The 14,256-nt window shown below is 36.1% G+C and carries 12 protein-coding genes and 2 pseudogenes; 8 read left to right on the top strand and 6 right to left on the bottom strand.

Features of this window, described 5'->3' with window-relative positions:
• Window positions 1–153: 153 nt before the first annotated feature.
• The 4 genes from ACFIJ0_RS01270 to ACFIJ0_RS01255 form a co-directional block, all read right to left on the bottom strand.
• Window positions 154–927, bottom strand: coding sequence for a tetratricopeptide repeat protein (locus ACFIJ0_RS01270; protein ID WP_375623352.1), 774 nt, complete (start codon window positions 925–927; stop codon window positions 154–156).
• A gap of 244 nt (window positions 928–1,171) precedes the next feature.
• Entirely contained in the window at window positions 1,172–2,590 is a 1,419-nt protein-coding gene (locus ACFIJ0_RS01265; RefSeq protein WP_375623350.1) for an ATP-binding protein, read from the bottom strand.
• Entirely contained in the window at window positions 2,590–3,255 is a 666-nt protein-coding gene (locus ACFIJ0_RS01260) for a response regulator transcription factor (RefSeq protein ID WP_375623349.1), read from the bottom strand. The genes ACFIJ0_RS01265 and ACFIJ0_RS01260 overlap by 1 nt, the downstream gene beginning before the upstream one ends.
• A 21-nt stretch (window positions 3,256–3,276) precedes the next feature.
• Complete coding sequence (locus tag ACFIJ0_RS01255) at window positions 3,277–3,513, bottom strand: hypothetical protein (RefSeq protein ID WP_375623347.1); 237 nt, start codon at window positions 3,511–3,513, stop codon at window positions 3,277–3,279.
• Between the two features lie 345 nt (window positions 3,514–3,858).
• Here ACFIJ0_RS01255 and ACFIJ0_RS01250 point away from each other — a divergent pair, with 345 nt between their 5' ends.
• From ACFIJ0_RS01250 to ACFIJ0_RS01235, 4 genes are all read left to right on the top strand, one after another.
• Window positions 3,859–6,009 carry a transglycosylase domain-containing protein gene (locus ACFIJ0_RS01250; RefSeq protein ID WP_375623345.1) on the top strand — a complete coding sequence of 717 codons (2,151 nt, stop codon included), beginning with the start codon at window positions 3,859–3,861 and terminating at the stop codon, window positions 6,007–6,009.
• A gap of 17 nt (window positions 6,010–6,026) precedes the next feature.
• Complete coding sequence (locus ACFIJ0_RS01245) at window positions 6,027–6,623, top strand: DUF1214 domain-containing protein (RefSeq protein WP_375623343.1); 597 nt, start codon at window positions 6,027–6,029, stop codon at window positions 6,621–6,623.
• Window positions 6,616–7,155: a hypothetical protein gene (locus tag ACFIJ0_RS01240; protein WP_375623341.1), complete on the top strand. Its 540-nt coding sequence runs from the start codon at window positions 6,616–6,618 to the stop codon at window positions 7,153–7,155. The genes ACFIJ0_RS01245 and ACFIJ0_RS01240 overlap by 8 nt, the downstream gene beginning before the upstream one ends.
• A 533-nt stretch (window positions 7,156–7,688) precedes the next feature.
• Window positions 7,689–8,474, top strand: coding sequence for a DUF1499 domain-containing protein (locus ACFIJ0_RS01235; RefSeq protein WP_375623339.1), 786 nt, complete (start codon window positions 7,689–7,691; stop codon window positions 8,472–8,474).
• Window positions 8,475–9,571: 1,097 nt separating this feature from the next.
• Here ACFIJ0_RS01235 and ACFIJ0_RS01230 read toward each other — a convergent pair.
• Window positions 9,572–9,910 carry a hypothetical protein gene (locus tag ACFIJ0_RS01230; protein ID WP_375644051.1) on the bottom strand — a complete coding sequence of 113 codons (339 nt, stop codon included), beginning with the start codon at window positions 9,908–9,910 and terminating at the stop codon, window positions 9,572–9,574.
• Between the two features lie 249 nt (window positions 9,911–10,159).
• Here ACFIJ0_RS01230 and ACFIJ0_RS01225 point away from each other — a divergent pair, with 249 nt between their 5' ends.
• The 4 genes and pseudogenes from ACFIJ0_RS01225 (at window position 10,160) to ACFIJ0_RS01210 (ending at window position 13,654) form a co-directional block, all read left to right on the top strand.
• Window positions 10,160–11,662 carry a peptidase domain-containing ABC transporter gene (locus ACFIJ0_RS01225; RefSeq protein WP_375623335.1) on the top strand — a complete coding sequence of 501 codons (1,503 nt, stop codon included), beginning with the start codon at window positions 10,160–10,162 and terminating at the stop codon, window positions 11,660–11,662.
• On the top strand, window positions 11,610–11,828 hold the full coding sequence (locus ACFIJ0_RS01220) for a hypothetical protein (RefSeq protein ID WP_375623333.1): 219 nt from the start codon (window positions 11,610–11,612) through the stop codon (window positions 11,826–11,828). Before ACFIJ0_RS01225 ends, ACFIJ0_RS01220 begins: the two co-directional genes overlap by 53 nt.
• A complete protein-coding gene (locus ACFIJ0_RS01215; RefSeq protein WP_375623331.1) occupies window positions 11,818–13,146 on the top strand; it encodes an HlyD family type I secretion periplasmic adaptor subunit in 1,329 nt (442 codons plus the stop codon). Before ACFIJ0_RS01220 ends, ACFIJ0_RS01215 begins: the two co-directional genes overlap by 11 nt.
• Window positions 13,147–13,250: 104 nt before the next feature.
• Window positions 13,251–13,654 (top strand): annotated as a pseudogene (locus ACFIJ0_RS01210) (toxin-activating lysine-acyltransferase).
• A 320-nt stretch (window positions 13,655–13,974) separates the two neighbouring features.
• Here ACFIJ0_RS01210 and ACFIJ0_RS01205 read toward each other — a convergent pair.
• A pseudogene (locus ACFIJ0_RS01205) lies at window positions 13,975–14,256 on the bottom strand (XRE family transcriptional regulator); the annotation flags it as partial.

Below are 14,256 nucleotides of genomic sequence, written 5' to 3'. Positions count from 1 at the left end.
TAGTTTTTCCACCAATTTTTATTTAACCTATAACCACTTATATCGCGCTCTTTACATTCTTCATTTCTGTTCTTCAATCTTCTTCACAAATACCTACTTCTAAGATGATTACTTCTCTTGTTCTTTCTAAACAGCTTTTCTCTTTATATTTCATCATCTCAATTGGCCACGATTGCTTTTCTTTGTATGCTCACTCGATAAATCACGTAACTGAATCATCATTTTTTTAACACGTGATTTTCCTGAAAAATTTTCAGGCATTGTATCAAGAAAGCTTTGTAAAAATTGCACTGCCTGCGCAGTTTTTCCTGCTTGATGAAATGCATCGGCCAACAATAAACGTGGATAAAAATCTGTTGGCGCTAAATCTGCTGCTTTTTGAAAAGCATTTTGTGCTTCTTGTGTTATCACTCCCCCTTCATAACCAACCAATGCTAAACCATATCCTACAAGTCTGGGAGCTGTTTCTCCATTCAAACGAAGTGCGTCTAAATAAGTATTCACAGCCTCTTGAAAAAGGCTTTCTTCGAGATACCCTACCGCTAACGCATCTGCTAGCTTACCATCATGAGGTGCACGGAAAAAAAGCACTTGTAAACGAATAAGCTTTTCTTGCTTACTGAGAGTTTTAGGATCCTTATCCATTAATTCGCTAAAAAAATAACTTTTCACTTCTGGATTGCCTGTCAGTCCATAAATATTCCATGTCATAAGAAGAACAAACAAAATACTTAAAGCCTTAAGAATATTTCTTTTTTTATAATGCATATAAAGCTTGTTAAGCTCAATCGTATGCTTATGACTTCTATAACCATCCACGATTTGAACTTTCCATTTTTTCTTTATCTCATCGTCAAAACGTAGTGAAAGAAAAAGAATACTTGCCAGTAAAGTCAGAAAAAATGCTGCAAAAATTAATAAGAGCATATCATTTTTTTCCAATACGAACAGAGAATAACTCGCTTACATTTTACCCTCTTCATGAGAAGAGTGATGTGAATTGATAAAAATTCATCTTTTCATGGAAAATATTATAAAATCTATTGTCCATAGTTATTATATATCAATAAAACAAAGAAACTAAAAAAAATGTTTCCCTACTCTTTATGTATTGTCTGAAAATACTGCTTTACAAACTTTATAGACATTTCTTTCTTAAGGAGAAAATATGTTATTCTCCCATCTTAGGTAATAAAACTTTTGCATACAACCCACCCAAATCAGAACGTGATAAAAAGAGATTTCCACCATATTCACTGACCATATCTGAAACAATTGCTAACCCTAAGCCTGCCCCGAGTTTACTTTCATTAAACCGCCGCCCTCTTTTTAATGCTTCATCCATTTTGTCTTCTGTTAAACCAGGACCATCATCTTCTACAAAGATACTAAAATATTCTTTTTCTTCAACATTTTCTTCTAAACAACAAGAGATCAAAACCTTTTCGCGAGACCACTGAGTAGCATTTTCAATCAAATTCCCTATAATTTCTTCTAAATCTTCCTTCTCTCCAGAAAAAACAATATCATCAACATCCATAATAAATTGAATTTTTTTTTCAGGATTAAGCTTTTTCATAACCCGCACCAAACGTTCAAGCACACTGCGAACAGACGTATGATAGACAATACTATCGCATTGTGCTGCAATCCGCGCACGCTGAAGATAATGATTGATTTGAGCTTGCATTATTTGCGTTTGCTCTCTCAACAAACAAGCCTTTTCTCCGCGCATCTTATCTGTCTCATTCATAATCACAGATAGAGGCGTCTTCAATGAATGCGCGAGATTACCAACCTGTGTGCGAAATCGCTCAATAATACGCTGATTATTATTAATGAGAGCATTCATCTCTTGTACAAGTGGCATCACTTCGCTTACTAAATCCGTATTCACATAGTGAACTCTTCCTTCGCGAATATCATTTAATGCGCGTCGAATCAGCTTCAACGGTTGAAAACTAAAGAAAATAATAGCAATATTAATAAGAACACTCCCGATACCGAAACTCCAAAGAAAAATTTGCAAAGTTCGCTTAAATTCCTCTACCTGGGCATGAGCTTCATCGATATTCCCAACAAGCCGAAAACGTGCAATATGATTTTTATTATCAAGAACAACATCACTCTCAATCACTTGTAGCTTTTGACCATTGTTCCCCATTATCCGATAAGAGCGAAAGAATTTATTGTCAAAAGGTATATCAACATCACTTGGTGTAAATATCTCGCCTGTTCCCAATGAGGGGGACGTCAATCTTCCTTTTAAATTATGGGATATCGCAACAACTTCCCAATACCATCCTGTTGTTGGATCAGAATAACGAATATCATCAATCCCAGCCCCTCCTCTCAAAGTACCTTCCGATGACACCGTCACTGTTGCAATAAGACTGTAGAGTTGAGCAGAAAGGATACGCTCTAGGCTTTGTTCAGTTGAACGCTTATAAAATAAAATACTTACTGCAGAAATCGATAAAAGAGAAATAACAACCCATAACGTTGATAAAATCATAACACGTAAACTGAGAGATCGAGTGATTATAAAAAAAAACCTTCTACACCAATTATTCTCTTCGAAAACAATCATTAATCACCTAGCATTCTCACGCGATACCCCATTCCTCGAATAGTTTCAATCAAATCCACTCCAAGCTTTTTCCGTAACCGACCTACAAAGACTTCCACCGTATTCGAGTCCTTATCAAAATCCTGATCATAAAGATGTTCAGTAAGCTCTGTTCTTGAAATGACCCTGTCACAATGATGCATGAGATAAGAAAGCAGTCTGAATTCATAAGATGTTAGTTTAATCAATTGACCATCCACAAAAACACGAGACGTCTTCGTATCCAACAAAACATTTCCGCAACATAATGCACTTGTCGCATGTCCCGTAGCACGACGAATTAATGCTCGCAAGCGCGCCATCACTTCCTCCAAATGAAATGGCTTCACAACATAATCGTCAGCCCCAGCATCAATACCGTGCACCTTATCAGACCAACGATCTCGCGCCGTTAGCATTAAAACAGGCATGAAGTGCCCTTCTTGACGCCACTTTTCAACAACACGAATACCATCAATATACGGTAAACCTATATCAAGTATCACTGCGTCGTAAGACTCTGTGCTACCTAAAAAATAAGCCTCTTCACCATCGAAAGCACTATCGGAAACATATCCTGCACGTCTTACAGCTTCTGCTAATTGATGGTGAAGATACCGATCATCTTCAACGATTAAGATACGCATCACAACACCATCTGCCAAAGACTAATCAGCAGGAACAAAAAACTCAACACGACGTAACTTTTCACCATTACGGGCTGGTACAACAACCACAATTGCACACATGTCCTTTCCATCCTGAACAACCGGTTTTGAACGGATGAGAACCCCGCTCTCTTGCACGGCAACCTTCTTACCTACTTCAGCACACTCAGAAGCTAGAACAGAATCTGCTCCTAAAAAAGCTATTATTATTACGAACAAGAAATTTTTTTTCATCATAAATATTTCAATAACCCATCTCTTCTCTTCCTTGATAAAGGATAAAAGAAATAATGTTTTTTCTGGTCGATTTAAAAGTCACAAATGGAAATAATTTATCCTCTATCTTACAGAAGAACGTATTAACATTACTCCAAATTTTTAAAAAATCAAAAAAATATTTTTAATAATGAGAATAAAATTTATTCGATAAAATAATGAAATATTAATATACTATCTTACGAAAAATGAATAGTTCTAAAATAAACTCTTTCTCTGTTAGCACTATAGCAAAAAAATACTTCTACTCCATATAATTATTGTAGATTTGTTTGGTTGTATTTCTTTGCCATAGGCTCTCTTTAAATGTTTGATTTTTTTAAAAAAAATAAAGGGCAACACCGTAAGCCATTTCACAGTCCTGCTCTCATTGAATTAGACGCACGATTGGACACAGCGCTTTATCACATTCGTTCTGCTAACAGTTTTTTCTGGAAAAAGGCAAAAATCATCTCACAAAATTTTCATCTTCAAGGATGGAAACGTTTTATCATTGAAGTTCTCGGTGAAATACTGACATTAGGGTTGATGGGATTTACTCTTTTCACTATTTTGGGCATTTCTGTTTTTGAACTGACCAAAACAGATTGGTCTTCTCCTAAAAACTTTTCTATTCTTTTTCTAGATCGCTATGGAAATTCCATTGGGCACCGTGGTGCACTGCCGGCGATCTCTGTCCCCGTTGAAGAAATGCCTGACACTGTCATTAAAGCGGTTCTTGCTACAGAAGACCGACGTTTTTTCGATCATTGGGGTATTGATTTTCAAGGACTTACACGGGCAATTTCACAAAATATGCAAGCTAAAGGTGTGGTGCAAGGTGGTTCAACTCTCACACAACAATTGGCTAAAAATTTATTCTTAACAAACGAGAGAACCATAACACGTAAAATCAAAGAAGCTTATCTTGCTCTTTGGCTAGAAGTAAATTTTAGCAAAAAACAGATTTTACAACTTTATCTTGACCGAGCCTATATGGGAGGAAATAATTTTGGTATTGCAGCAGCAGCAAAATTTTATTTTGGAAAAAATATACGTCATGTATCTTTAAGTGAATCTGCTATGTTAGCAGGACTCTTTAAAGCCCCAACAAAATATGCTCCTCATAGTCATCTCTTTGCTGCTCAAACACGTGCCAATGTAGTCCTTTCTAATCTTGTTAATAGTGGCTTTATGACAAAGAGCCAGATTATCAATGCGCATCGCCACCCTGCTAGAGCACTTCCCCAAATAGAAAATAATCAGCCTGATTATTTTCTTGATTGGGCATTCGAGGAAGCCAAAAAAATGCGTAATCAACTTCCAAGCCATAGTTTAATTATTCAAACGACCCTTGATCCGAATATTCAAAAAGCAGCAGAAGAATCAATTGCATATCATTTACATCAATATGGTCAACAATATCGCGTAACACAAGCTGCCACCGTTATACTCGATAATAACGGTGCCGTATGCGCAATTGTTGGAGGACTAGATTATAAAAAGAGCCAATTTAACAGAGCGACACAAGGAGGACGGCAAACTGGTTCTTCATTCAAACCTTATGTTTACGCAACCGCACTGGAACACGGTCTATCTCCCTCAACAATCGTTTTAGATGCCCCCATCAATTGGGGAGGTTGGACACCAAAAAATAATTCTGGTCGTTATTTGGGGAAAATTGATTTAGCAACAGCTTTAGCTTTTTCCATTAATACAGTCCCTGTGTATCTCACCTATCAATATCTTAACCGCGATACCCAACCTATCGTAGATCTCATCAAGAATATGGGGATTAACGCGCATATTATATCACACAAAACGATGGTTCTTGGCACTTCCAACATGACCCCCATGGATCAAGCAACTGGCTTTAATGTCTTTGCGAATGGTGGGATAGCTGGTAATCGGCATGGGTTCACGCAAATCAGAACAATCGATGGGCGTGTGGTATGGGATTTCAAGCATAACGGAAATAAGTTACACCGAGTTCTCAGCAAACAATCAGCTGCTTATATGAACCAAATGATGGTGGGTGTCACAACACGAGGGTCTGGTAAGCGTGCTGCTCTGCCTATGACTCTTGTCGCTGGGAAAACTGGAACATCACAATCCTATCGTGATGCTTGGTTTGTTGGCTTTACAGGCAATTATACTGGAGCGGTGTGGATGGGAAATGATAACTTTTCACCGATGAATCGTGCTTTTGGGGGTGGCGTTCCTGCCATGATATGGCATCGCATCATGCTTACTGCACACCAAAATATTATGCTCAAACAACTCTATGGTGTTAAAAGTTCTCTTCTTCCTTATCATCCCCCAATACTTTCCTCCCATGCAAATTCTGAATTTTTTTCCCCAATACCCTCTACGCTTTCTCCTGAAACATTGAATATCGTGCGATTGATTAACAAAGATCTGAAAAAAACATCTGCAATTTCTGTGAAGACGAAAACAACTGGAGATTCAACATTTTGAATTCAAGATATTCACTGATGTTTTTTAATATCACCATTTTCTTTTTTATCGTCGCTTTTTCCATTTTATGTGGAAAACTGAGTGTTGATTATGTGCTCAATTCCTTTCCTCATTTTGGACGCTTCACAATTGGAAAATGGAGTGCTTATCCACAAGTGGGAACCGCCAATATGGACCCTTACACTCGCGCCCGCACGGCCAAACGAGGCATAGTTTCACTCGGACGCACTGAAGGTCTTCAATTCCAGATTTGGCAAGATAACCAAGGGCGTCCACTCCACCCGCACTGTCATTATTTGCTCAAAGGCACCATCCCTGAAACCCGTCTTTTTACCCTTTATACAGCTGACAAATCCCTTAAACCCTATACTTCATCTAAAGAAATCCCTTTTGAACTCCACACGAACGCTATTACTTATGAACATGATGGCTCATTGCGCATCAATATTTCACCTACACCCCAAGCCGGCAATTGGCTTGCAGCAATTAGTCAAAAAGAATTTGGGCTTATTCTTACCTTATACGATACCTCAATCATTTCTGCAACGGCACTACAAAAGCTTACGATGCCCTCAATAGAACAAATTCCATCAGGACAAATAAATTGTGACTAGATTTATTCATACCGCACTTCTTGCAATCATTGGCGCTATCATTGTTCATATTTGCGTTTTATTGCTAATCCCCTATTGGGCACAAAATAATATATGGACAACTCTTAAAAAATCTGGATTCCCTTATCAATTTGTTGAATTTACTCCCAATAATCCTATTCAACAATTTGCTGATCCACTCTTTCTTCTTAAAGTCTGTAGATTTAATCTTGAAAATGGACCTGTTCATTTAAAAGCTTCGAAAACACGACAATTTTGGTCACTGGCAGCCTACACACACAACGGAATTATTTTCTACAGCCTTAATGACCGAACAGCCCCTGATAATACACTCGATCTTATTATTGGAAAACCAATACAAATAATAGAACTCAAAAAATCAAAACCTAAAAAAAATGCCAATTCAGTTTTGGTTGCTAAAAATTTGAATGAAGGTTTTGTCATTTTACGTATTTTTGCCCCTTCTTCACTAGCAAAAAAAGAAAGTGAAGCTTTCCTTTCATCTGCAACCTGCCGCATATTTTATGAATAAAAACGGACTAACCTCTCATTTGTACAACACCTTACTTTCTATACAAAATAAACGAAGCCTATCAAAATGGTTATCTTTTTTCTCTATTAATCGAATACTCGAATTCAGGTTTTTCTGATTGTAGATCCCTAAATTTTTTATTGAGATAGAATGAAATCTCTATTGCACATCATCATACCATATTTGATACGCATTATCTGACAGAAAAAACTCCCCGTAATCAGAAGAGAAAAATCAAGAGTAAAGTTCTAGAAAAATATGCTGCTAACGACTGTAAACTTGCTATTTGAGTTTTTTCTTTTTATTTACAAACGTTTCCATAAAGTTCGCATCAATGACATGATAAACTATAGAAGAAATACTCATTACCTTCAATGAAGTGCCAAAATAATCGCTGGAAACTTATAAGACATTACTCATCCTTGACCTCAAAAATAAGTGCTTTATTTTTCTCTTATGAGCAGAATTTTTTTGTAGGATATGCACTCTGAAAAAACTTGGCTTATAGTTTACAATTGAGGGGAAAAAACTTCATGAAGAAGAGATATGTCCGGTTCGTTTCAAGAGCATCAGTATGGTCCCCTCGATTTGGTGGATTGGCGTTCTTTATTTTATTATTTTCAGTCATTTTACAACGTTTTTCTGTCATTAACGTAACCGACTTCATAATTTTGATAAGTATCTCTACTGGCTGTGTGATTATTTCTCTTTTTCTTGCTTTAAAAGCACTTTACAGCTTATGGGTCTATGGAGCCCTAGGGGGAATGAAAGCTTTAAAAGGGATCATTTATTCATTAATAACTGCTACACCATTGATGTTATTTTTTGGACTTTGGTTTACCTTCCCGGCTCTTTACGATATTTCTACCGATACACAAAGCCCGCCAGCTTTTTTTCGCACAATACGTCCCAGCGATGCTTTACCGCTTAAAAGTGTTTTGACTGAACAAACAACATTACAGATGTCACAATGGCCAGAAATATCGGGGCGCCGTTATGATGGCTCACCTGAGCGTATTCGCGAATCTGTTCTCAATGTTTTAGCAACCTATGATTGGCCTGTTGTGGCTCAAAGAAAGTTTCAAGGTGAAGAAGATGCGCTTTATATTGAAACAATAGCAAAAACCTTTTACCTTGGCTTTATTTCAGATATTGTCATTCGTTTAATTGATGAAGGGGATACCACTTTTGTTGATATGCGTTCTGCTTCTCGTTATTTGCCAAGAGATTTGGGAACCAATGCTGCTTTTATTATCGATTTTATGGATGCGCTTGATACAGAAATCGCGTCACTTCCTCTTTCTGAAGATGATGAATAACAATCAAGAGAGATAAGGCATTTTATGTCCATAACAATTGCTTATTTTTCAATAAATATGACACATAAGAAGAGAATCACTTTTCAAAAACTATAAACTGAAAATTTTTATACAAAAGACAATAATATCAAAACAACCCATGCTTGAAATAATTAAAAAGATTTAAAATAGGAAATAAAAAACAGAATTCTTGATGATAATACTGATTTTAAAGTATCTATCCCAATGTAATAAGTAAAAATTTTTTTAAAGATTAATAGTATATATTCATAAAAATTATTATAAAAACAATTACAAAAATTAAACCTATCACTAACAATAATATATTTTTTTTGTATTCTTTTTTATTATAATTTTTATATTTATTTAGTAATAATAAATAATATATAATTGTAACTACACTTATTATTGAAAATAACATATTTACAACAAAATTAATAAAATCTGTCCACATTAACAATACCAACTACAATAATCGACAATAAAAATATAAAATACATAGATATTTTATATAATATTAGTTTATAAAATAATAAAGTCCAAAATATATTGTAAAGTATATGNGATAATTATAATAAATCCTAATTTAATAGACTTTTTCCAAGTAGGGAATTTTAATTTAGAGGAAAATATGCTTAAAACTAGAAATATATTTGTTGCAAGTAATGCATTTTTAATATTAAATAAAATATCATCCATAATAAATTCCACTTAAAATTATATAAAATAAATAAATATAAAATATATTTAATTAAATTGTATTAATATAAAACTTAACTAGGGAAAATAATATAACGAATAATATAAAAAATGAAATTATTCTTATTAATGATTTTATTTTAATGTTTTTTTCATTACATCCATTAGATTTATAATACAATTCAAATAAATATATAAATATACTTAAAAAGCAAACTAATAAAAATAATTCATTAATAATATTTAAAATATACATAATGTACAAATTTCCAACTTAATATAATTATAATTTAAATTATTACTAATAATATATTTTATTTACAAATGTTTGTAGATATATTCACTAAAATATATCTACAACATCATTAACAATGTAAAAAATTATTAAAATATTATAATTAATAATAGCACGCGTTATACTGAGTATTTAAACCTATACCTGCTCCTACCCCATAGCCAAAACCTGCACCGATTCCTCCACCGGTTCCTGCACCTAAAATTATACCCAATCCGCCTGATGAAAGACCTCCGGCTATACCGCCTACAAATACTCCACCAGTTCTTCCTATATCTCTTCCCACCACTCCGTATGAATTTGCTGTAGAGAGATAATCGCCGACAGTACACCCAGGCTGTGATCCACTACTTAAAAAATTAATTGATGAAATATCAGACCAAGCATTAGACAAACTATGAGAAAAACCAGTATTAGACCAACCACTAAGCCAACCAAACATACAAATTATATTATTAAAATAACTGTATCATAATGATGCAGCTGCAATTTCATTATTGTTCTGTTTAAAAAATGTCAAATATAATTTGTAAAAAATAATAATAAAATACTGTATAAATAATAAATACATTATGTTTATATCTCATTCGCACAAAATGTATACTTTTTATTTAGTAATAACAATATTTACAATACTGTTTAAATATGCGACATCAATCGCTCTTTCTCTTAAAAAAAATCATAAAATAAAATGAATCATTCACAAGAAAAACTAGTAGCCTTCTCTTGGTTTACAAGAATAACAAAGAAATATATTTATTATGTCATCGAACTCAGTTGCGTTGCTGTTGTTTTGCGTTTGCTAGGCTTGGTGAATCCTTTTATTTTTCAAGCGATTATCGACCGTATTCTTCCTTTTCAGCGTATTGAAAGTCTCTATGCTATCGTTGTCTTGATGGTTGCTATCATGCTGTTTAGCACAGCTCTTAGCACTCTATCAGGTTATTTAGGAGCTTATTTAGCCAATCGGCTTACGCTAGAATTTGGACGACGTATTTACACCCATGTGTTAAGTCTCTCCTTGCCTGTTTTACGCACTTGGCAAGTAGGAGAATTGTTTTCACGTATTGGAGAAGTTGATACAATTCGCGGTTTTTTAACAGGAACCATCGCCACAACTGTACTGAATGTTCTCTTTGCCATTATTTATATTGCTGCACTCTTTTCCATTAGTCCAAAACTTACCTTCATTGTCCTTATTGTTTTACCCTTGCAAATGGGTTCTTTAGCGTTGGTCGGTCCCTTCTTGCGCCGCCAATTACGCCGTGCTTTCACTCTGCAAGCTGCCCATAAATCGCGCCTCATTGAAAGTTTTACCAATCTTGAAGCCATAAAAGCACACGTAAAAGAAGCTGCTCATACGATACGTATGCAAGAAACTTTAGCCCGCAGTTTAGATCAAAGCCTTACAACCAGTAAATTGCATCTTCTCAATGGAGCCATGAGCCATATTTTTGGTGATCTTTTCACTATTTTTATTATCTTTTTTGGTGCTCAGGCAGTTCTTCAAAACCAGATTACGCTAGGGCAACTTATTGCCTTTCATCTCCTCGCTGGAAATGTTTCTGGTCCTATCTTAAGCCTTGCATCCCTATGGGAAGAATGGCAGCATTTGAAAATCTCTCGTCTTCGTTTGGGCGATATTCTTAACTCCCCTGCAGAATGGAAAGAAGAAAAGCCGCCTCTTCAACTCAGCGCTCCTCCTCATCTTGAAGCCAACGATCTCTGTTTTTCTTATGGAGATAAGTCCATTATCAATCATCTTGATGTCTGTTTACAATCTGGACAACCGATTATGTTACTTGGTCCTTCAGGGTGCGGAAAAACAACCTTGGCGAAGCTCCTTTGTGGACTCTACCCCCCAACAAGCGGAAAGATATTGATTAACACACAACCTTTACAGAATTTTGATGTCCGTAGCGTGCGTGAAACAATCGCGTATTTTCCTCAAAATCCTTGCCTTTTTTCCGGAACCATTCTTGAGAATATGCTTCTTGCTAAACCAGATGCCACTAAAGATGAAATCGACGCTGCACTATATGTTAGTGCTTGCCATGATTTGATTGCTCAGTTGCCCTTTAGGACTCAATACTCAAGTAGGAGAGCAAGGTGGTTTTTTATCAGGTGGTCAGCGCCAACGCTTGGCTTTGGCTTGTTTCTTTCTGATAAACCCAAGCCTTCTTATTTTGGATGAACCTACTTCCGCATTGGATGACGCTGTCAGTACACAAATTGTTGAGCATTTATATAAACTTTCGCAAGAACGTATTGTTCTTGTTATTACCCACAAAAGTGACCTCTTTCCTCAGCATGCAACCGTCTTAAACTTTACTGATTTGGAGACAAAAAATGGCAGATAAAGCTCCCTATTTGCACCCTTTATCGCCAACGCTTCATATGGTTGTTGCTGTTTTGGTCACCTTATTTCTCTTTATTGTGATCGGCAGCTTTATCGCAAAAACAGAGATTGTTGCACGGGGGCAAGGAAGTGTTATTCCCACCGCTTACGTTCAGCTGGTCCAAGCGCAAAATACAGGACGCATTGAGAGAATTCTAGTAAAAGAAGGGCAATTTGTTCATCAGGGTGATCTCCTTATTCAATTAGATCCCCGTGAAGCCCTCAATGAGCGCGCACGTATTCAAGCAGATATCGCGCAACAAACCCTTCAAGCACAAATCGCAACAGCTATTTTAACAGCTTTGCATGAAAGTGATCCTTTGGATAAAGATTTTGTGACCAAAGGGCTTGCCTATCTGCCAGTTCCTCCTTCTGGCAATAAGACTGCAAGAATAGAAGGAGAAAAACTCATTAGCGCTACCCTTCAATCTCTCCAAGATAAATTAAGAGCGCTAAAAGCACAAGCGGACCGCGTCGAGCGCAGCGGTGCAACACAACATGCGCAATTAGATAGGTTGGAAGATGATCGTCAATTAAGTCAAGGAAAATTAAAAGCTGCAAAAAGCCTGATGGAAACAAAAGTCATTAGCCAAGCGGTTTATTTAGAGCGTTTACATGACTTTAAAAATGTCGAGCATGAAATTTTAACCAATCAAAGACGTTTGGAAGAAAATGCCGCCGAAATAAACACCCTCCGCCAACAACGGAAAAGTCTCATTTCCGATGAAATCGCCCGCTATCGCCAACTTTCGCGTGAAACAGAACTGAACCTTCAAGGATTAAAAGCAAAGCTTGATAGCACTCAATACCGTCTTGACCACCTATCACTTTATGCACCTGTTGATGGACGTATCGATGATTTAAGTATCCATACTTTGGGCGGCTTTGTAGAAGCTGGTAAAACACTCATGCGTATTGTCCCTGGTACAGGCGGTCTCATTGTTGAAGCGTTTTTTGATAATCGAGATATTGGTTTTTTAGAAAAGGGCCAACGTGCTTACATCAAGTTTTCTGCCTTTCCGCCTGAACGTTTCGGTGTTATCCACGGTACAGTCGTTAATGTAGGCGCTACAGCGCGCTATGATAAAGAAATTAATAATGGTGTCTACGCTGTTTTAATCAAAATTGACCAAGATCATATCACTTTGAATAACAAACAACTTAAATTTATTCCTGGCATGACTGTGACAACGGATGTCATTACCTCAAAACGGCGTCTCATTTCTTATTTCTTTGAACCTATTACCAAAGTTTTAGAACAGTCCCTAAAGGAAAGATAATGTCTGTAAATGAAAATCCATCACCATCACTCATAGATCCTCTTACAGCGTTAGGAGCTATGGTTGTTTTAATGCTTACATCTCCCTTATACCGCCGCTGACGAATCTGGGATATCGAACGAAATTTAGGACCAGCTTTACAGACTGGGCAATATAAACTCTATAAAAATGAACGTGGAGAATTTTGTGCCTTTATCACTTGGGCTTTTTTAGATGAAAAAATCATCAATCTATGCTTGAAAAGGGAGAGCTTTTGTCCGATGCGGATTGGCAGAATGGAAAATACGTATGGTTCATTGATTGTGTAGCACCCTATGGACATGCTGCTGGTATGGTCCGTGACATGCAACGAAATATATTTCCTAATCAGCATTATTGCTACGCTGTTCGACGTAATGAAGATGGTGAAATACGGAAAATTACCCGCTGGTGTTGCTATAGAAAAAAAATCCAGCCAAATAGTTTTTCTAAAGCAAGTGCGCATAAATCATTTATCCCCCTCTTATAGAAAGAATCTTTTAAAAGAGCTCTCTGAGCAATAGCTATAGTAAAAGAAAACCTTACCATATTTAGAGCTAATCCGCTACAAATGGGTATTTTTCAGCTTACCAGACTTGCTATGAATAGCAACAGATGGTTAAGGGGGTTAATCCACTCTCAAGCTGAACTTTAATTAACTAATTTCACTAGAATTGGCTGGGGTACCTGAATTCGAATCTTAAATTTAATTACATAACATATTGATTTTATTTGTATTTTTTTAAGATTAGGGAGCATATAATCAGGTTCGGGAATAGGATTTTCACACTTTCCTTTACAAAGCGCATTCTTTTTGCCAGCTTTCTCTAATAATTTCTTCAATTGTGCTAACTCCTCTTGTGAAATAATATTTATCAGTCTAGAAAACATACCAGCAATTTCACGACTCAATGTATCAGAAGGCTTTATAGTGAAGCTTTTGCGACAAGCATCCGATTCTCTTCTCAAAATTTCTGCTCCCTCTCGATCTAAAGCATAGAGTTCAATTATCTTTTCCTCCAGTCCTACAGGAACAGACTTTTTGCCAATTTCTACAGATGATAAAAATGCTACAGATATATCTAATTTTTT

This window comes from Bartonella sp. OC68QHHN, assembly GCF_042193875.1.
Lineage (GTDB): Bacteria > Pseudomonadota > Alphaproteobacteria > Rhizobiales > Rhizobiaceae > Bartonella > Bartonella grahamii_A.
Note: the sequence above shows the minus strand (reverse complement) of the source record. Positions and strands in the feature narration are given on the sequence as shown.

What these genes read in the sequence shown, in the direction of transcription:
- ACFIJ0_RS01270 (WP_375623352.1), bottom strand. Translation starts at nt 927, where the DNA reads ATGCTCTTATTAATTTTTGCAGCATTTTTTCTGACTTTACTGGCAAGT.
- ACFIJ0_RS01265 (WP_375623350.1), bottom strand. Translation starts at nt 2,590, where the DNA reads ATGATTGTTTTCGAAGAGAATAATTGGTGTAGAAGGTTTTTTTTTATA.
- ACFIJ0_RS01260 (WP_375623349.1), bottom strand. Translation starts at nt 3,255, where the DNA reads ATGCGTATCTTAATCGTTGAAGATGATCGGTATCTTCACCATCAATTA.
- ACFIJ0_RS01255 (WP_375623347.1), bottom strand. Translation starts at nt 3,513, where the DNA reads ATGATGAAAAAAAATTTCTTGTTCGTAATAATAATAGCTTTTTTAGGA.
- ACFIJ0_RS01250 (WP_375623345.1), top strand. Translation starts at nt 3,859, where the DNA reads ATGTTTGATTTTTTTAAAAAAAATAAAGGGCAACACCGTAAGCCATTT.
- ACFIJ0_RS01245 (WP_375623343.1), top strand. Translation starts at nt 6,027, where the DNA reads ATGTTTTTTAATATCACCATTTTCTTTTTTATCGTCGCTTTTTCCATT.
- ACFIJ0_RS01235 (WP_375623339.1), top strand. Translation starts at nt 7,689, where the DNA reads ATGAAGAAGAGATATGTCCGGTTCGTTTCAAGAGCATCAGTATGGTCC.
- ACFIJ0_RS01230 (WP_375644051.1), bottom strand. Translation starts at nt 9,910, where the DNA reads ATGTTTGGTTGGCTTAGTGGTTGGTCTAATACTGGTTTTTCTCATAGT.
- ACFIJ0_RS01225 (WP_375623335.1), top strand. Translation starts at nt 10,160, where the DNA reads ATGAATCATTCACAAGAAAAACTAGTAGCCTTCTCTTGGTTTACAAGA.
- ACFIJ0_RS01215 (WP_375623331.1), top strand. Translation starts at nt 11,818, where the DNA reads ATGGCAGATAAAGCTCCCTATTTGCACCCTTTATCGCCAACGCTTCAT.